The sequence below is a fragment of the Mesorhizobium sp. CNPSo 4689 genome (genome assembly GCF_057784325.1).
This window is the reverse complement of record NZ_JBWLUZ010000006.1, coordinates 139830-158025: the sequence shown is the minus strand read 5'-3', so window position 1 is coordinate 158025 and position 18196 is coordinate 139830. Positions and strand designations below refer to the sequence as shown.

At 63.2% G+C, this 18196-nt stretch carries 17 protein-coding genes and 1 pseudogene; 7 read left to right on the top strand and 11 right to left on the bottom strand.

Going from position 1 to position 18196, the window contains the following annotated elements; all coding sequences use genetic code 11:
* Nucleotides 1-64 precede the first annotated feature (64 nt).
* Complete coding sequence (locus AC04SI_RS12595; protein WP_488474285.1) at nt 65-1594, bottom strand: amino acid ABC transporter permease/ATP-binding protein; 1530 nt, start codon at nt 1592-1594, stop codon at nt 65-67.
* A gap of 93 nt (nt 1595-1687) precedes the next feature.
* Nucleotides 1688-2473 carry an ABC transporter substrate-binding protein gene (locus AC04SI_RS12590; RefSeq protein WP_404277946.1) on the bottom strand — a complete coding sequence of 262 codons (786 nt, stop codon included), beginning with the start codon at nt 2471-2473 and terminating at the stop codon, nt 1688-1690.
* A gap of 259 nt (nt 2474-2732) precedes the next feature.
* Here AC04SI_RS12590 and AC04SI_RS12585 point away from each other — a divergent pair, with 259 nt between their 5' ends.
* Entirely contained in the window at nt 2733-3821 is a 1089-nt protein-coding gene (locus tag AC04SI_RS12585) for a LacI family DNA-binding transcriptional regulator (protein ID WP_404277562.1), read from the top strand.
* Between the two features lie 23 nt (nt 3822-3844).
* Here AC04SI_RS12585 and AC04SI_RS12580 read toward each other — a convergent pair whose 3' ends face one another.
* The 5 genes from AC04SI_RS12580 to AC04SI_RS12560 form a co-directional block, all read right to left on the bottom strand.
* Nucleotides 3845-5485, bottom strand: coding sequence for an ABC transporter substrate-binding protein (locus tag AC04SI_RS12580; protein ID WP_404277564.1), 1641 nt, complete (start codon nt 5483-5485; stop codon nt 3845-3847).
* Between the two features lie 265 nt (nt 5486-5750).
* A complete protein-coding gene (locus AC04SI_RS12575) occupies nt 5751-6728 on the bottom strand; it encodes an alpha/beta hydrolase (RefSeq protein WP_488474275.1) in 978 nt (325 codons plus the stop codon).
* A 17-nt stretch (nt 6729-6745) separates the two neighbouring features.
* Nucleotides 6746-7423, bottom strand: coding sequence for an isochorismatase family protein (locus AC04SI_RS12570; RefSeq protein WP_404277568.1), 678 nt, complete (start codon nt 7421-7423; stop codon nt 6746-6748).
* A complete protein-coding gene (locus AC04SI_RS12565) occupies nt 7424-8728 on the bottom strand; it encodes a M24 family metallopeptidase (RefSeq protein ID WP_404277570.1) in 1305 nt (434 codons plus the stop codon). It lies immediately after the preceding gene.
* An 86-nt stretch (nt 8729-8814) separates the two neighbouring features.
* Nucleotides 8815-9810 (bottom strand): GlxA family transcriptional regulator, encoded by a 996-nt coding sequence (locus AC04SI_RS12560; RefSeq protein ID WP_488474274.1) that lies wholly within the window; start codon nt 9808-9810, stop codon nt 8815-8817.
* Nucleotides 9811-9898: 88 nt separating this feature from the next.
* Between AC04SI_RS12560 and AC04SI_RS12555 the strand changes: the two genes are divergently transcribed.
* Complete coding sequence (locus tag AC04SI_RS12555; RefSeq protein WP_404277574.1) at nt 9899-10396, top strand: GAF domain-containing protein; 498 nt, start codon at nt 9899-9901, stop codon at nt 10394-10396.
* Between the two features lie 50 nt (nt 10397-10446).
* Here AC04SI_RS12555 and AC04SI_RS12550 read toward each other — a convergent pair whose 3' ends face one another.
* Nucleotides 10447-11547: a YeiH family protein gene (locus tag AC04SI_RS12550; RefSeq protein ID WP_404277576.1), complete on the bottom strand. Its 1101-nt coding sequence runs from the start codon at nt 11545-11547 to the stop codon at nt 10447-10449.
* 321 nt (nt 11548-11868) lie between these two features.
* Between AC04SI_RS12550 and AC04SI_RS12545 the strand changes: the two genes are divergently transcribed.
* Nucleotides 11869-12336 (top strand): GNAT family N-acetyltransferase, encoded by a 468-nt coding sequence (locus AC04SI_RS12545; protein WP_404277578.1) that lies wholly within the window; start codon nt 11869-11871, stop codon nt 12334-12336.
* Nucleotides 12337-12348: 12 nt separating this feature from the next.
* Nucleotides 12349-12597: pseudogene (locus tag AC04SI_RS12540) on the top strand (aldehyde dehydrogenase family protein); the annotation flags it as partial.
* A 38-nt stretch (nt 12598-12635) separates the two neighbouring features.
* Here AC04SI_RS12540 and AC04SI_RS12535 read toward each other — a convergent pair.
* Together AC04SI_RS12535 and AC04SI_RS12530 are read right to left on the bottom strand one after the other, a co-directional pair.
* Complete coding sequence (locus tag AC04SI_RS12535) at nt 12636-13112, bottom strand: DUF4411 family protein (protein ID WP_488474284.1); 477 nt, start codon at nt 13110-13112, stop codon at nt 12636-12638.
* Nucleotides 13113-13135: 23 nt separating this feature from the next.
* On the bottom strand, nt 13136-14344 hold the full coding sequence (locus AC04SI_RS12530; RefSeq protein WP_404277582.1) for an ImmA/IrrE family metallo-endopeptidase: 1209 nt from the start codon (nt 14342-14344) through the stop codon (nt 13136-13138).
* Between the two features lie 245 nt (nt 14345-14589).
* Here AC04SI_RS12530 and AC04SI_RS12525 point away from each other — a divergent pair, with 245 nt between their 5' ends.
* Entirely contained in the window at nt 14590-15186 is a 597-nt protein-coding gene (locus AC04SI_RS12525) for an ANTAR domain-containing response regulator (protein ID WP_404277584.1), read from the top strand.
* Between the two features lie 2 nt (nt 15187-15188).
* A complete protein-coding gene (locus AC04SI_RS12520; protein ID WP_404277586.1) occupies nt 15189-16427 on the top strand; it encodes a CmpA/NrtA family ABC transporter substrate-binding protein in 1239 nt (412 codons plus the stop codon).
* Between the two features lie 191 nt (nt 16428-16618).
* On the opposite strand, the gene AC04SI_RS12515 is transcribed toward AC04SI_RS12520, so the two are convergent.
* The gene (locus AC04SI_RS12515; protein ID WP_404277588.1) at nt 16619-16798 is read right to left on the bottom strand and encodes a hypothetical protein; all 180 of its coding nucleotides are present in this window, start codon (nt 16796-16798) and stop codon (nt 16619-16621) included.
* Here AC04SI_RS12515 and AC04SI_RS12510 point away from each other — a divergent pair.
* The gene (locus tag AC04SI_RS12510; RefSeq protein ID WP_488474273.1) at nt 16785-18101 is read left to right on the top strand and encodes a CmpA/NrtA family ABC transporter substrate-binding protein; all 1317 of its coding nucleotides are present in this window, start codon (nt 16785-16787) and stop codon (nt 18099-18101) included. The two genes, AC04SI_RS12515 and AC04SI_RS12510, sit on opposite strands and share 14 nt — an antisense overlap.
* Nucleotides 18102-18196: the final 95 nt, after the last annotated feature.

Genomic DNA, 18196 nt, shown 5'->3' with positions numbered 1-18196 from the left:
GACGAGTGGTTTTTCGGGGTCATGCCCTGCGCCTGGCCCGGCCAGCTTGGCGCGGCGGCATCGTTCATAGGACCTCAGCGAGGAATTGCCTGAGCCGCGGGCTCTTCGGCCTGTCGAATAGCTCCGCCGGTGGTCCGACCTCGACGATACGGCCTTCGTCCATGAAGGCGACCTGGTCCGCCACCTTGCGGGCAAAGCCCATCTCATGGGTGACGACGATCATCGTCATGCCGCGGCGGCCGAGATCGGCCATCAGGTTGAGAACGCCCTTGACGAGTTCGGGGTCGAGCGCGCTCGTCACCTCGTCGAAGAGGATGACTTCGGGATCCATCGCCAGCGCGCGGGCGATCGCCACGCGCTGCTGCTGACCGCCTGACAGGCGGCTCGGCCGGTAGTCCTTTCGCGCCGCGAGGCCCACTTCGGCAAGGCGCGCTTCCGCCTGGCGCCTGGCTTGGTCTGTCGCCATGCCCTTGATCTTGGTGAGGGCGAGCATGACGTTCTCGAGTGCCGTATGGTTCGGGAACAGATTGAAATGCTGAAAAACCATGCCGACGCGCCGGCGCAGCGTCTCCGGTCTCATCGCCAGGATGCTCTCGCCGTCGAGCAGCACGTCGCCGGCCTTCGGCTCGACCAGCCGGTTGAGGCAGCGCAGCAGCGTCGATTTTCCGGAGCCCGAAGGTCCAATGACGCAGGTGACCGCCCCCGGCTCGACCTTGAGCCGGATCTGCTTGAGCACCTGAAGCTCGCCATAGGCCATGTCGAGATCGAGAACCTCCAGGCTGCCGGCCTTGACGGCCGACGGCGCGGCTGTGGGCAATGCTGAGGTTTTGCCGGCTGTGTTCTCCAGTTCGCCGACCTCGACAAGGCCGCTGACAACGCCGCCGGGCTTCTGCTTGCCGAGCCGCAGGCGATTGTCGATGGTGTTGACCACATGGGTCAGCGGCACGGTGATGATGAGATAAAACATGCCGGCCAGAAGTAGTGGCGACAGGTTTCCGGTGACCACCGCCTGGTCCTGGCCGATGCGGAAAATCTCTCGTTCGGACGCCAGCAGGCCGAGAAAGTAGACGAGGCTGGAATCCTTGACGTTGCCGATGAACTGGTTGACCAAAGCAGGGAGCACGCGGCGCACACCCTGTGGGATCACGATCAGTCGCATGCCCTGGCCGTAGCTCATGCTGAGCGCGCGGCACGCTTCCATCTGGCCGGTTTCGACGCTCTGGATGCCCGAGCGGAAGATTTCGCCAATATAGGCGCCGGCAATCAGGCTGAGCGCCAGGATGCCGAGCGGGTAGGGGGAGGGGCCAAAGATGTCCCGGCCGATGCGTGCGAACCCCTGGCCGATCAGCAGGATGGTGAGAATGGCCGGCAGGCCGCGAAAGATGTCGGTGTATATGCGTGCCGGGATGCGCAGCCAGGCGGAGCGCGAAATGCCCATCACCGCAAGGATCATGCCCAAGAGGATGCCGAGCACGGTGGAAGCCGCCGCGAGGATCAGGGTGTTTTTCAGCCCGACGGCAAGCAGCGCCGGCAGGACCGATGCCATCGCGTCCCAGTCGAAAAAGCTGCGCTGAAGGTTCTCGAGCCAGTTCATCTGCCAACCTGCCTTGCGCGGCGGCAAAGCCACCGCGTGATCGCTCATGCCTGTTTGAGGCCGCCGGCATTCGCGCCGGCGGCCTCACGCGGCTCAGTTCTTCTTGGGGAGATATTGCTCCGGCATCGGCGATCCGGGGAACCATTTCTGGTAGAGATCCCTCCAGGTGCCGTCCTGCATCGCTTCGTGAATGCCCTTGTTGAGCGCTTCACGGAAGGCGTCGTTGCCCTTGCGAACGACAAAGCCGGCCGGTGCATCGAAGGAGGGGATATTGATCGCGACCTTCAACGCCGGATAGCGCTCGCCATACTGTTTCGCCGCCTCATAGTCGAGGAAGTGCGCATCGACCGTGCCATTGTTGAGTGCGGCGATGGCGGAGTTGTTGTCAGGGAATTTCACCAGGTCAGTGTCCTTGAAATTCTTCGCGGCATAGATCTCCTGCAGCGTTCCCTGAACGACGCCGAGGCGCTTGCCGGCCAGGCCTTCGGCGCCGGTGATCTTGGCGTCAGACGTCAGTACCGAAAGGTATCCGGCCAGGTAGCCGTCGGAGAAATCGACGTTCTTCTTCCGCTCGGCAGTCGTGCCGATGGCGGCGACCGCGACATCGAAACGTTCATTGGCGACCGAGGGCATGAGCGCGGAGAATTCCTGGCCGGTGAAGGTCACCTGATCCGCCTTGAATCCCATCCGCCCCACCACGTTCAGGAAGAATTCGAGGTCGAAGCCGGTGAATTTGCCGTCGGCGGTCGTGAAGGCATAGGGCTTTGCATCGCCCATTGTGCCGACACTGATGGTCTTGGCATCGATCAGATTATACGGGTTGTCCGCGGCCCAGGCCTTGGGCAGGGACAGGGCGGCCAGCGTGACGGCGAAGATCATGGAGCCGATGCGCTGCCGCGGGCTCGATGTGAAAAGACCTCTGATGCTCATGGTTGTTCTCCACTCTGAAGATCGGTCCGCGGGGGCGCTGCTTTCACGGCGGACACGCGCCAATTTTCAATACGGCTTGCGATGCGACGCCTCCAGGCGCTCTTTTTCTTGTGAGACCGGTCTCAAATGTAAATGAGACCGGTCTCTTGACATTTGTAGTCACGGGAATGACCATCCGTCAACGAATTCGGAAGCGATTTTTTCCACAATGAAACGTCCGCCCAAGGCTCCCTCCATCACCGTCAGCGATGTCGCCCGCCAGGCGAAGGTCTCGAAAGCGACTGCAGCGCGCGTGCTGGGTGGCTATGGCCGGGTGAGCAAGACGGTGCGCGCCGCAGTACTCGAAGCGGCGAAGGCGCTCGACTATCGTCCAAACGAATTGGCGCGCAGCATGACGACGGGACGGTCAGGCAGTATCGGCGTGGTCGTCGGCGACATCGAGAACCCGTTCTTCTCGCTGGCGGTGCGCGGCATCAGCGACGCGGCGCGCCTGTCGGGCATCAACGTCATCCTGGCCAATTCGGGCGAACAGGTCGAAGCCGAGAAGAATGCAATACGCGTTCTCATGGCAAAGCAGGTTGACGGTCTGATCGTCACGCCCGCCCAATCCGGAGAAATCGCCCATCTCGTGGAGATTGCGCGCGGCACCTGTCCCCTGGCGCTGCTCGACCGGGCGCTGCCGGACCTCGATGTCGACACCGTCACCGTCGATGACCGCAATGCTGCCTTGCGCGCCACCCGCATCCTGACGCGGGCAGGGCATACCAGGATCGCCTATATGACCGCCGCGGTATTGTCGGGGGATTTTCGCGGTGGCGAGTCGAGGATCAACACGTCCACCGTGCGTGAGCGCATTCTAGGATTTCTCGATGCCTGCCGGGAAGCCGGCATAGAGCGAGCCGAACGCAACATCCATTTTGGCTCCGGGCGATCCGAGACGTCGCGGGCCGCGATGCACGAATTGCTCCAGAGCCCAGACCGGCCGACGGCGATTCTCGCATCGGACAGCGTCGTGGCCCTCGAACTGTTCAAGGCGATCCGGGAATGCGGCCTGCGCATTCCGCAGGACATGTCGCTGATCACCTTCCACGATGCCGACTGGACGAGCGTGACCACGCCGCCCATCACTGTCATCGACCAGCCAGTCTATGCGCTGGGAAAATCCGTGGCGGAGCTATTGATACGCCGCCTGAAAGGCGATGACCGGCCGCCCGAAAGGATTATCCTGCCGACGACCATCATCGAGCGGATGTCGGTCGCGCAGGTTCCGGACGTCGTCAGGCAAGCCACCGCCTGACGCGCCCACAATAGATCAACAGATCAGCTCTCCAGCCAGACCTTCTCGAAATGCTGCTCGAGCGACTGGTGCTGCTCGCAGCCATGCACGCCCTTGCGGTAGGTGCGATAGACCGAGCGCCAGTAGGGCTGGATGATGATGCCGGAGTCACGCAAATTCTGCTCGATCTTGGCCATGATCTCCTTGCGCGCCTTGGCGTCGGGCATTGCCAGCGCCTTGTCGAGCAGTTCGTCGAACTCCTTGTTGGCATAGGCACTTTCGTTCCAGGCCGCACCTGACTTGTAGGCGAGCGCCAGCACCTGGACGCCGAGCGGCCGTCCCAGCCACTCCGTGCAGGAGAAGGGGTATTTGCTCCAGTCGTTCCAGAAGGTCGCGGCCGGCAGCACGGTGCGCTTGATCTTCAAGCCTGCCTCGCGCATCTGCGCGGCGATCGCATCGCCGGTACTCTTTTGCCATTCGACATCGACCGAGATCAACTCATACTCGTGGTCGGCCTTGCCGGCCTCGGCAAGCAGCTTCTTTGCCTCATCCAGATCACGCTTGGCCGGGCCGATATCGGCATATTCGGGGTGCATCGGGCCGACATGGTGGTTATCGGCAGGCTTGCCGCGACCGTCGATGCCGAGCTTCAGCACGGCTGAATTGTCGACGGAAAGCTGGGCGGCGCGACGTACCTTGACGTCGTCATAGGGCGCATTGCCGACATTGAAGCGCGCCACGATGGTCGAGCCGGTGGCGATCTCGGAATTCTCAAGCCCCATGTCTTCGGTCTGCGACACGGCATCGGAGGCGGTCTCGTGGTCGGTGTCGATCTCGCCGGATTCGAAGGCCGACAGCATGGCGTTGGGATCGGAGCCGTAATCGACCCATGTGATGCCGTCGAGATGGAACTCGCCCTTCCACCACGGCTTGTCCTTGCGCCGCACCTCCGCACTCGTCTCGGCATCCCATTTCACCAGCTCGCAAGGACCGGTGGTGATCGCCAGCGCCTTCATCGGGTCGCCGTCGCCCTCATAAGAGCGGTGCATGATCAGCGCCGGATAGTCTGCCATGCCGGCGATCAGCGAGATGTCGGGCTTGGGCAAATTGAGTTTCACCGTAAAGTCGTCGACCTTCTCGATGCCGCCGTCGACGGGCTTCTTGGTGTCGGCATTGACCAGCGCGCCCATGCGCGCGGCGACCGAATTGCCGGCGACGGAGGCATCGCACCAGCGCGTCAGATTGTGGACGACGTCGTCGGCGTTGAACGTATCACCGTTCGACCAGGTGATGCCCTTGCGCACATGCAGCGTGAGCGTCTTGGCGTCGTCGCTGGTCTCCCAGCTTTCGAGCAGCCACGGCTCGAAGCTGAAGTTGGTGTTCCAGCGCACCAGATATTCGTTGCAGTGGCGCGCGACATTCGACATTTCGACGCCGTCGAAGGTGCGCGGATCCTTGAATCCCTTGACGTTCATGGCGACGCGCAAGGTGCCGCCGCGCTTTGGCTCCTCTGCGCGGGCGGGCGAGGGCGCAAGGCCGCCGAGCGCCAGCGCCCCGGCGGCGCTGACGCCGAACCCGGCCATCAGGGCGAGGTACTCGCGCCGGTTCATGCCGCCCTTTTTGAAATCGTCGGCGATCGGCTTTGCGCGCGGGTGCAGCTTTCGGTCGGTCAGCATGAACTTCATCGTCGTTCCCTCCTGTTGGTGCATGTCGCCAAAAGCATGCCCTCGGGCCTGACCCGAGGGTGCGCTGCGGTTTTGGGCAACGACATGCACGAAAAACCAAGTCGCTCCGGTTTGCCGCCAGACGCGTGGGAGGATGCGGTTCACCGGAGCGCCATTGCCTCAGGCGATGATAGGGCGGGCTTACGCAGGGAAATGTTCGCTTTTCCGCAGTTCTTGTGCGCTGTTCCGCAACGGTTGCGAGCGCGGCGAGACAACGAGATGGCGCTCAGGACGGCTGGTTGTTCTTGCCCAGCATGGTGACGGAAGCGATGGCCGAGAGGATATCCAGAAAAGCCTCGCCGGCGCGCGGCACGCTCTTGCGGGCGCGCAAAAAACTGTGCACGAGGCGCGGCTCTTCCTGCCACCAGGCCGAGCCGCCGGCGGCAACGATGCGGTCGCGATAGGCCTCGCCGTCCGACGACAGCGGATCGCATTCGGCCGTAATGATGAATGTCGGCGGCAGGCCGGAGAAATCACTGTCCTTGAGCGGCGAAAAGGTCGGATCGTCGGGCGATTGTCCCGGTACGGAGCGGATGCGGCGATAGAAATCGATATCGCCGAGCGAAAGCAGCGGCGCCTCGGCATGCTCGACATAGGAGCGGCCGGTCCCGTCGCCGCCGAGATCGGGATAGATCAACACCTGTCCGGCCGCGCGGCGCGGGTGGCGGCGCGTCGCATGCGCGACCGCGGCGGCCAGAGTGCCGCCGGCGCTCTCGCCGCACAGCACGATCGGCAGGGCGCTCGTCGCGGCCGCCCATTCGAACGCGGCCAGCGCGTCGTCGAAGGCGGCAGGATGGCGATGTTCCGGCGCCAGACGGTAATCGGCCGACAGCACCTCGAACCCGGTGGCTGCGCAGATCTCGGCGCAGATGTCGTCATGGCTGTCCAGCCCGCCAAGCACGAAGCCGCCGCCATGATAGTAGACGACGATCGCCTGCGGCGCCTTGCCGGCGAGCTGGTAGTGCCGGACGGGAATGTCGTGATCGGCGGTGGTGACTAGGCCGTCATCGGCCGAGACACCCGACGGATGGCCCTGGTGGAAGGCCCGGCACATCGCGTCATAGACCGCCCTTTGCTCGGCGATCGGCAGCTCGGCGATTTCGGGCGGATACCATTCGTTGACCCGGTCGATATAGACCCACAAAGCCGGATCGAGCCGCCTTGCGTATTTCCCGCGCTTGGTCATGTGGTGGACCGTGCCCATCGCATCCGATCCCTGGGTCAGAGGTCGTCGTAGAGCCCGGCCGCGTTCTCATAGGTGAAGCGCAGCGGCACCGAACCCTCGACCTGCCAGACGCCGACCGCATCGCCCGACAACAGCCGGCAGGCATCCAGGGTGTTGGCGACGGCGCCGCCATAGAGCCGGTTGGCGAGGTTGAGGATGGCGGTCTGGTGCATGGCGGCACTGGCGCTGCCGCAGGCGTCCTTGACCAGCAGCACGCGGAAGCCGAGCGCCACAGCGTCCCTGACGGTGGCGTCGATGCAGGCCTCGGTCCACACGCCGGCAATCACCAGCCATTCGATGCCGGCGGCCTTGAGCCGGTCGGCGAAATTTCCCTTGCCGAAGGCGCTGGCCTCGGTCTTGATCAGCATCGTCTCGCCGGCAGCCGGCGCCACTTCCGGGCAGATCGCGGTCAGCGGATCGTCCTTGTCGGAGAAGGCCGACTTGCCATCGGCATCGACCGGATGGAACGGTCGTGCCTTGGCGAGATCGACGATATAGGCCCAGTGGTAGAGCGGCACGAAATTGCGCCGCGCTGCTTCTTGCAGACGCTGGACGTTGGCGAGTATGTCGCCGAACCCTTCGACCAGATAGCGCTTGTCCTGGCGATGCTCCTCCTGGAGATCGATGAACATCGCCGCCACAGTGCCTCTGCTGATCGAGATCGGGCGCTTCATTCAAACGTGCCTGTCAAGGAAATCATCCTCATAGGGGAAGCGCGACAGAAGCTCGGTGCCGGTCTCGGTGATCAGGATCTCGTCCTCCAGCTTGACGCCCTCGCGGCCGCCTTTCTCGCCGATATAGCTTTCGACGCTGACCACCATGCCGGGCACGATGATGCCGTCGCGGCCATAGGTCTCGTAATCCATGGCATGCGCGATGAACGGCGTCTCGCCATGCATGCCGACGCCGTGCATCACCGACGTATAACGCTGGTCGATGAAACGGTCCGGGATCTTCCACGCCTTTTCGGCGATCTCGCGAAACGCCATGCCAGGCTTGACGATCGAAATGTTGTGCTGAACCTGGTCATGCGCCATGCGGTAGAGCGATTTCTGATAGTCGGTCGGTCTGCCCGGCCCGCAGCGGAAGGTGCGCGAGAAGTCGGAATAATAGCCGTAGCAGCCGATCGTGTCGGTATCGAGCGCCAAGAGCTCGCCCGGCCTGATCTTGCGGCCGCTCGCCTCGTTGAACCACGGATTGGTGCGCTGGCCCGAAGTGAGCAGGCGGGTTTCGATGAACTCGCCGCCCTGCCGGATCACCTCATGGTACATGATGGCGAAGAGGTCGTTTTCGGAAACGCCGGGTTTTATTGCCTCGCGCACGGCTGACACGGCAGCCTCGGCGCCGGCCATCGACACCTGCAGGCATTTCACTTCCTCCGGCGTCTTCACCGCGCGCACCGCCAAGATTTCGCCCTGGCAATCCCTGACCTCGCAGCCGCGCTTTTCAAGCGCCAGCGCTTGCAGATGGCCGCAGCGATCGAGGCCGAGCTTCATCGAGCCGCCGCCGTGCTTTTTCAGGAGCTCGGCGATCTCGTCGGCGAACGGGCCGGCGGTCTCGTCGTCGCGGCCCGACACCGACGACCACACCAGCTTGGAAGGCCGCGCCTCGTCGATCGTGTCGAGCACCATGGAGACATGGTAGCTCTGCGGATATTCGAACAGCACGATCGGCCCTTCGGTCGGGATGAAGAAATAGCGGGTCGAATTGCGCAGGAAATAGCCGAACATGTTGCGCGAACCGGTGGCGTAGCGCTGGTTGTAGGGGTCGAACAAAACGACGCCGCCATAGCCGGCCTCGCGCATCCAGGCGCGCAGCTTGGCCAGCCGCCCCTTGCGCAACGCATCCGCATCGATGAAGGACGGCTCGGTGTCCGAAAGCCACATGCCGCCGGCCGGATCGGCCGCCGCTGGGTGGCGCATGCGGTCCTTGAAGTCCACGTCCTCGGTGCTGTCGGGGTCGAAAACGACGATGCTCATGGGTGCCTCCTGAAGCGGCGAAGATGGGCCAAGCGTCATGCAAAGGCTGTGCCGAATCCCGCAAATGTCGTGCCGGATGCCGCACCCTAATGCCGCCGCACCGCCTTCGGCGCATGCCCATGTTCCTCGCGAAACGCCCGGGCAAAGCTCGACATCGAAGCAAAGCCGCAGGCCAGCGCCACGTCGCGCACCATCAGCGTCGAATGCGCCAGCAGATCGGCGGCGCGCTTCAGCCTGAGCCGCCGATAGTAGCCATTGGGCGAAATGCTGAGCTCGGTGCGGAAATTGCGCTCGAGCTTGTCCGGCGAAACGCCAAGGCGTGTCGCCAGCTCCGCCATGCCAAGCCGATCCTCCACCGCATCCTCCATGATGGCGATGGCCGACAGCACCAGCTCGTTCTGGACGCCGGTGCGCAGCCTGAGCGGCATCAGCTTGCGGTCGACGCTAGAGCGCAGCGGGCTGTGCACGAACCATTCGGCAACGCCGGCGGCGAGCTCGGCGCCATAGTCGCGGGTGATGATCCCCAGCATCATGTCGAGGCTGCCGACGCCGCCGGCCGACGTAAACCGCTTGCGGTCGATGACATAGAGATCGCGTCTCAGCTCGATGTCCGGAAACGCTTCGGTGAAGGCCGCCTGGCTGGTCCAGTGCAACGTGCAGGCATGGCCGTCGAGAAGGCCGGCGCGGGCGAGGAAAAACGCCGCATCCGCCACGGCACCAATATCGGCGCCGCCCCTGAGGCTCTTGCGGATCCAGCTCACCGCCTCGTCGGCGACGAGATGGTCGGCATCGCCGCCGGAGCAGACGACGATGCGGTCGACCTTCGGTGCATCGCCGGCAAAAAAGCCCGGCTGGATGACGACGCCGTTCGAGGCTTCGACCGGACCCTTGCCGGCGCCGACGATCACCCAGCGATAGCATTCCTTCTTGGCCAGCACATTGGCCGCACGCAGCGGCTCGATCAGCGAACTGAACGCCATCATCGGGAAGCCGGGGAAGACCAGCACGGCGAAGGTGAGGGGGGCTTCGGCCGCCGCCGGCTGCGCACGCTCACGTTTTCGGTTGGCGAGGGGGGCACTCACGATTGTGTATTTCCCAGGCGCATCATTGGTGGCAGAGAACGGAACTGTAGCGGGCGTATCCAGCCGCTGGCAACGGAGACAAGCGACCATGTTTGCGGCAAAAACCATCGACAGCAGCGACAAGGTAGCGTTCTATCGCGATCTCGCCACCCAGCTGAAGGCGCTGCTGGAGGGCGAGCGCGACTCGATCGCCAACGCCGCCAACACCGCCGCCCTGATCTTCCAGATGGTGCCCGATCTCAACTGGGCCGGCTTCTATTTCCTGGCATCCGACGAGGAACTGGTGCTCGGCCCCTTCCAAGGCAAGCCGGCCTGCGTGCGCATCGCGGTCGGCAAGGGTGTCTGCGGCACCGCCGTCGATTTGGATATGTCGATGCTGGTCAAGGACGTGCACGATTTTCCCGGCCACATCGCCTGCGACGCGGCCTCGCGCTCGGAACTGGTCGTGCTGCTCAGGGACAATGACGGCGTCTTCGGCGTGCTCGATCTCGACAGCCCGACGCCCGGCCGCTTCGACAAGGAAGATCAGGCCGGCATCGAACAGCTCGCGGCGATCTATGTAGCGGCGAGCTCCTTCGAGGACTAGGGCATATTGATATTCAGCAGAGCCCGGCCTGACCTGAATCTCAACATGCCCTAAACGAACTTCACCAGCATCAGGCTAAAGCCGCCGACGAACAGGAAGGCGAAGAGGGCCAGCATCAGCGGGCGCAGGCCGCGCGAGCGAAGCTGCGAGATATCGGCCTGAAGGCCCACGGCGGCGAGCCCCATGGTCAGCATGATCTGGGTGGCCAAAGCGATCGCCGAATGGATTTCGGCAGGCATTGCGACCATGCTGTTCAGCGCCACCACCGCGATGAACGCCACGACGAACCACGGCATGGGCGCCTTCGCCGCCGACGGATCGGCGCTGCCGCGGCGCGCCATCAGGCCGAGCGCGAGCACCATCGGCGCCAGCATGGCGACGCGGGTCAGCTTGGCGACGGTTGCGGTCTCGCCGGCCTGCGTGCCATTCTGGAAGCCGGCGCCGATCACCTGCGCCACCTCGTGGATCGAGGCGCCCGCCCACAGGCCGAACGCGTGCTGGTCGAGGCCGAAGACCGGCGCCAGCAGCGGAAAGCCGAGCATGGCAACGGTGCCGAACAGCGTGATGGCGGCAACGGCGTAGGTGACGTCTTCGTCGCGCGCGTCCGTTACGATGTTGGTGGCGACAATGGCCGAGGCGCCGCAGATCGAGGTGCCGGCGGCGATCAGCTGCGCCAGCTTGCGGTCGACGCCGAGCAGCCGGCCGAGCGTGACGGTGAAGACGAAGGTGGCGCCAAGCGTGACTGCTACGATGCCGACGCCGCCGGCACCGATCGCCGCCACTTGGCCGAGCGTCAACTGGAAGCCGAGCAGCACGATGGCGAAGCGCAACAGACGGCGCTGCGAAAAGGCGATGCCGGCCTTGGCATGCGCCGGCGTGCCCAGCACGTTGGAATAGATCATGCCGGCGACCACGGCCAGGATCATCGGGCTGAACAGTGCGAAGCCTGAAACGCTGCGGGCCGAGTAGGCGACGCTGGTGATCATCGCCACCAGCACGATGCCGGGCACCACGCCGGCCCAATTGACCGCCGTCGCGCCTGTGCGCGTTTCAACGGCGGCTTCATGTACGATTGGAAGATCGTTCGCGGTGGTCGACAGGAAAGACAAGGAAATTCTCCAGACGAATTCGCCAGTGGAATGCCATTCCATTACCGATCTTTCCAACGAATTATTCGCATCACAATGATCGATTTTTACGAACGATTGCGAGGCCGTCGAATTGACTGCGGATGATAGGGCTTCGCAACTGCCTCTATCCGCCTCGGCAGACGGCTTGACGCTTCGCCGTTTCTGCTCCAGCTTGCCGCCATGTTCGCCTTTCCCGCAAACTCGAAGCGACGCCGCCGTTCTCACGAGCGGCAAGCTGATTGCGCGAAGATAGAGGCCGGCTAGTCGACAATCCGGTCTGTTCGTCCCCAGCCCCGCCCATCCAAAACGGATCGGCGGGTTTTTTGCATTTGGAGCACTTGAATGACATTTGACCCTACCATCCAATTTCGGCTGGCCGAGCCGGCGGAAGCCGCCGCCATCCGGGACATCGTGCGCGCCGCCTATGCCAGATGGGTGCCGGTGATAGGCCGCGAGCCCTTGCCGATGCGCGCCGACTACGACAGGGCCGTCCGCGAGCATCAGTTCGACCTTGCCATCGAGAAGGGCGAGATCGTCGGCTTGATCGAAACCATGCGGCATGACGACCACCTCTGGATCGAGAATGTTGCCGTCGCGCCTGACGCGCAGGGCAGGGGCATTGGCCGGCTGCTGCTCGACTGCGCCGAGCGCAGGGCCGTCGAAGCCGGTTGCGCCGAGCTTCGCCTGCTGACCAATGGCGCGTTCGAAGCCAACGTGCTGCTCTATCGCAAGCAAGGCTACACGATCGACCGGGAAGAGGAATTCATGAACGGGATAACCGTCTATATGAGCAAGCGGTTGACAGGCTGATGCAGGCGGCCGGTGCTTCACACCGCCAACGACACCGTCTACGGCCTGGCCTCCTACATCCAGGCCAAGGACATCCAGAAAGCCCGCGAAGTCGCAGCCCGCATGCGCACCGGCAACGTCTACATCAAATACCCGACCTGGGACGCCGGCCTGCCCTTCGGCGGCTACAAGCAATCCGGCAACGGCCGCGAATACGCCGAATACGGGCTGGAGGATTTCCTCGAGATCAAGGGCATCGCCGGGTACGAGGCGGCGGAGTAGGGCACGCCTCAATCTCGACCACGCGCCAGAGCCCGCTTCTAGAGGCGGTCACGCCATTTGGTCGAGAAGTTTAGATCTCGCACTAGGGTGAAGCTGTCGCACCATCTGACGCGCATTTGATCGCACACGTCGGGAATTCTGCGATTTGCCCGCTGGGTCGTTGGTTTCGAGACTTCGGTGGTAACGACTGTTCGAACGTCCGGGGCGAATAAAGCGTGTGCAATCAGGAATGGGTCACGTCCGATCTTAATGATCTCGGCGTCTGTGAGGTCAGCGGCATAGGCGTTGGCGAGAACTTCCTGGACCCGCGCAACGTTAACGTCCTCTTCGAGGCACAACGCCTTTCGATTGTCTTTGTCACCAAGCCACTGGGCCAAATCATCGGACCCGCCGACAATTTCTTCGACGATTTCCACTGGCATTTTGATTGCGCCTCGCTCCGCCCAGTGCAAGAGCCACTCCCAAAACTCGGGAACGCGGTCGAATGCGTAGTATGAATTTTTAGCGGTAATCAAGACATTGGCAAATTGTCGCCCCCTCAAGCTGCACGTCCGGAGGCACCAACGGATGGTGCGCCCGTCAATGCGTAAACATTGGTCGGTTTTACTCCTAGAATTCGGCCGGCCATCGATGGTGAGAGGGCACCTTCTGCTAGCATCCGCCGAGACAAACCTACCAGGCGGTTGCCGAGCCGGTGCCTTCGGACGACATAATAGTCCGGGCCGCCTTCAATATCCTTATTGCGCTCTCGTGCCGCCGCCCGATTCTGAAGCCATTGTCTCCGAAATATGCCGCTGACTTCGGCCCATATATCGCGGGATATGATTCCCTCTCGAAACAGCTTGTAGGCGACGGCGGAATGGCTCACCTGCCAAACGTCTGCAAGCTGCCTTATTCTCACGATTACCTGGTCGGAAGAGGCCCCTCGCAGAGCATCTTCACGCAATGCCTCGCCGTCAGGCATGAGAACTTGGCCTGCCACGTCGTTGCAGAAAACTTCGATCGCCGTGGATGGGTTAGCGCCACTAATGCCAGTGCGACCAATCCAGACGTGTGCAAGCTCGTGGAGCAGCGTGAAGGACCAAGCCGCCTCACTGTCCTGATCATTTATGACAACAAAGGGTGTTACAGGATCGGCCAGCGCAACCCCTCGGAAAAGCTCAACGTCCAGAGTGCTGTGGTGGCTTCCGAGATTGCCAATTAGCAATACAAACACGCCGATCTTCTCGGCGAGTTCTCTAAGATAAGCAAAAGCTTCGTTGCGACCCCCGCGCCTAAATTGGGTGATGTCAAAGCCAAGGGCCTGGGTGATTACTTCACTCAACGCCTTCGAACCGCCGCTCATATCGAAGCTGCCCACAAATGGCAGTTCTCTCGCCTCATCCTCGACCTCAAGCAGGGATCGGACCATCTCCTGCCTTGCCCTCAAGTCACGCAACAGAGCATCTACAAGCGCGGCGTCTCTTTGCCCGTACTCTTCGGGTAGCGTTCGGAAATCTTCGCCTCGCTCAGCCCGCCGCGGCGGTGCGGGAAGGTAAAATGCAAGAAGAGGACGGCGGTAGTGCTGCGCCATCTTCAAGAGCAAGGGGCGGGAGGGTTCGCCATCCCCTTTTTCTAACGCAGCAAGACGATCAGGGCCGGCGATGGCTCGTGTGTCATTTATTCCGAGCTTTTTGGCCGCCTCGTCTAGATCGAGCCCAGCGGTTTCGCGAGCCCATCGTAAGACGTCAGGATTGACGTTTGGCATTCCTCACCCTTTGCCGCTTGCCCGTTTCTGACCAGCGCCAAGATAACCCGCTAGCGTCCGCTTCGTTACGAAGTGGACACATATTTAGGAGGGGGTCAACATCTCCGCCACGGCCCTCGTTGTCGACCAAAACGGATTGTCGTTAAGCAGGACATCGTCAGTGCAGCGCGCATTCGCAGCAAAGCGGCTGCGCCGCCATCTCCATGCCGCATTGCACAATTCCCCCGCTTGGCGATATTGGAGCCATGGTCCGCTCCTCACTCGCCGTTCTGGTGATCGACGAAAACCGCATCCGTGCCTCGATCATCGAGGCCGGCTTGCGTGAGGCCGGCCATGAGCGGGTCACTGTCATCCATGACGTCGCCGGCATCGCGCGGCGCATTGGCGAGATCGAGCCTGATGTCATCGTCATCGATCTCGAAAACCCGAACCGCGACATGCTGGAAAACATGTTCCAGCTGTCGCGCGCGGTTAAGCGGCCGATCGCCATGTTTGTCGACCGCTCCGACCAGGCCTCGATCGAGGCGGCGGTCGATGCCGGCGTGTCGGCCTATGTCGTCGATGGTCTGAGACAGGAGCGCGTCAAGCCGATCCTCGACATGGCGGTCAGCCGCTTCAATGCCTTCTCGCGCATGGCGCGCGAGCTGGAGGAGGCGCGCAGCGAATTGGAGAGCCGCAAGGTCATCGATCGCGCCAAGGGCATTTTGATGAAGTCGCGCGGTTTGAGCGAGGAGGCGGCCTACACGCTGCTGCGCAAGACGGCGATGAACCAGAACCGCAAGATCAGCGACATCGCCCAGAGCCTGGTGACGGCCGCCGGGTTGCTCTCGGAGGACGAATAGGCATGACTGCTGCGCACCAGATCACCGCCGGCTTCATGCCGCTCTTCGACAGCGCCGTGCTGGTCGCGGCCGGCGAGATGGGCTTTGCCGCGCGCGAAGGCATCGAGCTGACGCTGCACCGCGAGACCTCCTGGGCCAACATCCGCGACCGCATCGCCATCGGCCATTTCCATCTGGCGCACATGCTGGGGCCGATGCCGCTGGCCTGCAATCTCGGCCTGACGCCGCTTGCCTCCGAGACCATCGTGCCGTTCTCGCTGGGCTTGGGGGGCAATTGCGTCACCGTCTCTAACGCCGTCTGGCAAGGCATGGCGGCGCATGGCGCCGAGCCAGATCTCGAACCGGCGCGCGCGGGTGCAGCGCTCCGCGCGCTGATCCGGGAGCGGGCAGGGGCCGGCCGCGATCCGCTGCGCTTTGCCGTTGTGCATCCGCATTCCGGGCACAATTACGAGCTGCGCTATTGGCTCGCCGCCTGCGGCATCGATCCCACGCACGAGATCGAGATCGTCATCGTGCCGCCGCCCTTCATGGCCGATGCGCTGGCCGCCGGCCGCATTGACGGCTACTGCGTCGGCGAACCCTGGAACAGCGCCTCGGTCGCCGCCGGCACCGGCCATATCGTCACCGTCAAGGCGCTGCTGTGGCGCAACAGCCCGGAAAAAGTGATCGGCGTGCGCAAGGCGTGGGCGCAGGAGCACCCGGAGGCGCTGGCGGCTTTGCTGCGCGCGCTGCATCATTCGGCCCGCTGGTGCCAGGACCCGGCCAACCACCAGCAACTGGCCGCGCTGATGGCGCAGCCCGGCTTCCTCGGCCTGCCGCCGGCAGTGCAAATGCCGATCCTGACTGGGCATCTCAATCTGGGCGGCGGTGCGGAGCAGGCGATCGACGATTTCTTCGTGCCTTTCGACAAGGCGGCGAATTTTCCCTGGAAGAGCCACGCGCTGTGGTTCTACACGCAAATGGTACGCTGGGAGCATGTCGCGCACACGCCGGGGAACCTCGCCATCGCCAGGGATTGTTATCGGCCGGACCTCTACCGCTCGGCGCTGAAGCCGCTCGGCGTGGCGTTGCCCGGCGCCAATGCCAAGGTTGAGGGCGCGCTGAAGGCCTCGACGCCGGTCGGTTCGGCAGGGGCAAGCCTGGTGCTTGGCCCGGACGGTTTCTTCGACGGCCAGATCTTCGATCCCGACCAGATCGATGCCTACATTGCCGGCCAGAAATCGGTCCGTGCCGAGGCCTGATCATTTTCGCGCCATTCTTGTGCATTGCACAAAAATTGTGCGTGCAATGGTGCTAATGAACAATCTTTGGCCTGTTTGATTTGCGGCCCGGCGTGTTCGCAATCGGCATGCAGCACTGATTTTATTGATATTTTCGGTCCAGATCGAAACTGGCACGGTTCCTGCTTGGTCATAGGCAGGCTCTTCTAGGGTCACGGAACAGGCGTCCAATGGCGGGCGCCACAGGCAAAGCTGCCGCTCAGGTGAAATTCGATCCCGGTCTCTCGGGCGCGAAGAACCTGGCCGGCGGCTTTTTTGTTTTGACCGAACACGCAATCGACGGCGCCGATCCCAAGCGGCGCCCAACCGGAGATGACGATGACGAAACGCATCAAGACCGAAGCCCCTCTCGAGGGCATGACCCGCCGCAATTTCCTGATGGCAAGTGCTGCCACCGCGGCAACCCTGGCGGCGGCGCGTGCGCTGCTGCCCTCCGGCGCCTATGCGGCGCCGTCCGCTCCGGAAGTGAACGGCGCCAAGCTCGGCTTCATCGCGCTGACCGATGCCGCCCCGCTTATGATCGCCAAGGAAAAGGGTCTGTTCGCCAAGTTCGGCATGCCCGATGTCGAGGTGCTGAAGCAGGCCTCCTGGGGCGCGACGCGTGACAATCTGATGCTCGGCGGCGAGGCCAACGGCATCGACGGCGCCCACATACTGACGCCGATGCCTTACCTGATGCACACCGGCAAGGTGACGCAGAACAACCAGCCGCTGCCGATGGCGATCGTGGCGCGGCTCAACTACGACTGCCAGGGCATCTCGGTCGCGCAGGAATATGCCGCGACCGGCGTCGGCCTCGACGCCTCCAAGCTGAAGGAGGCCTTCGCCGCCAAGAAGGCCGAGGGCAAGGAAGTGAAAGCCGCCATGACCTTCCCGGGCGGCACGCATGACCTGTGGCTGCGCTACTGGCTGGCCGCAGGCGGCATCGATCCCGACAAGGACGTCTCGACCATCGTCGTGCCGCCGCCGCAGATGGTGGCCAACATGAAGGTCGGCAACATGGACGTGTTCTGCGTCGGCGAGCCGTGGAACGAGCAGCTCGTCCATCAGGGCGTCGGCTTCACCGCCGCCACCACGGGCGAATTGTGGAAGGGTCATCCGGAAAAGGCACTCGGCCTGCGCGCCGCCTTCATCGAGAAATACCCGAACGCCACCAAGGCGATCCTGATGGCCGTCATGGAAGCCCAGCAGTGGTGCGAGGCCAAGGAGAACAAGGACGAGATGGCCGCCATCATCGGCAAGCGGCAGTGGATGAACGTGCCGACCGCCGACATCATCGGCCGCCTCAAGGGCGACATCAACTATGGCAACGGCCGCGTCGCCAGCGGCACCGACCTCTACATGAAGTTCTGGAAGGACGGCGTGTCCTATCCGTTCAAGAGCCATGACAGCTGGTTCCTCGCCGAAAACATCCGCTGGGGCAAGTTCGCGCCGACCACCGACATCAAGGCGCTGGTCGACCAGGTCAACCGCGAGGATCTGTGGCGCGAGGCGGCAAAGGACCTCGGCGTCGCCGCTGCTGATATTCCGGCATCGTCGTCGCGCGGCGTCGAGACCTTCTTCGACGGCAAGACCTTCGATCCGGCCAATCCGTCGGCCTATCTCGACAGCCTGAAGATCAAGGCATCGGCATAAGCGCAAACGGCGCCAGATGCGCCGTTTGTCGCTCCCAGCGAGAGCAACGCGCAACGGCGCCCTGCGCGCCGTTGTCGCAAACGCAAGCGGCGTCA

Bases quoted from the DNA above. Each gene is read 5' to 3' on its own strand.
- AC04SI_RS12595 (WP_488474285.1), bottom strand. From the start codon at position 1,594: ATGAACTGGCTCGAGAACCTTCAGCGCAGCTTTTTCGACTGGGACGCG.
- AC04SI_RS12590 (WP_404277946.1), bottom strand. From the start codon at position 2,473: ATGATCTTCGCCGTCACGCTGGCCGCCCTGTCCCTGCCCAAGGCCTGG.
- AC04SI_RS12585 (WP_404277562.1), top strand. From the start codon at position 2,733: ATGAAACGTCCGCCCAAGGCTCCCTCCATCACCGTCAGCGATGTCGCC.
- AC04SI_RS12580 (WP_404277564.1), bottom strand. From the start codon at position 5,485: ATGAAGTTCATGCTGACCGACCGAAAGCTGCACCCGCGCGCAAAGCCG.
- AC04SI_RS12575 (WP_488474275.1), bottom strand. From the start codon at position 6,728: ATGGGCACGGTCCACCACATGACCAAGCGCGGGAAATACGCAAGGCGG.
- AC04SI_RS12570 (WP_404277568.1), bottom strand. From the start codon at position 7,423: ATGAAGCGCCCGATCTCGATCAGCAGAGGCACTGTGGCGGCGATGTTC.
- AC04SI_RS12565 (WP_404277570.1), bottom strand. From the start codon at position 8,728: ATGAGCATCGTCGTTTTCGACCCCGACAGCACCGAGGACGTGGACTTC.
- AC04SI_RS12555 (WP_404277574.1), top strand. From the start codon at position 9,899: ATGTTTGCGGCAAAAACCATCGACAGCAGCGACAAGGTAGCGTTCTAT.
- AC04SI_RS12550 (WP_404277576.1), bottom strand. From the start codon at position 11,547: ATGGAATGGCATTCCACTGGCGAATTCGTCTGGAGAATTTCCTTGTCT.
- AC04SI_RS12545 (WP_404277578.1), top strand. From the start codon at position 11,869: ATGACATTTGACCCTACCATCCAATTTCGGCTGGCCGAGCCGGCGGAA.
- AC04SI_RS12530 (WP_404277582.1), bottom strand. From the start codon at position 14,344: ATGCCAAACGTCAATCCTGACGTCTTACGATGGGCTCGCGAAACCGCT.
- AC04SI_RS12525 (WP_404277584.1), top strand. From the start codon at position 14,590: ATGGTCCGCTCCTCACTCGCCGTTCTGGTGATCGACGAAAACCGCATC.
- AC04SI_RS12520 (WP_404277586.1), top strand. From the start codon at position 15,189: ATGACTGCTGCGCACCAGATCACCGCCGGCTTCATGCCGCTCTTCGAC.
- AC04SI_RS12510 (WP_488474273.1), top strand. From the start codon at position 16,785: ATGACGAAACGCATCAAGACCGAAGCCCCTCTCGAGGGCATGACCCGC.
- AC04SI_RS12515 (WP_404277588.1), bottom strand. From the start codon at position 16,798: ATGCGTTTCGTCATCGTCATCTCCGGTTGGGCGCCGCTTGGGATCGGC.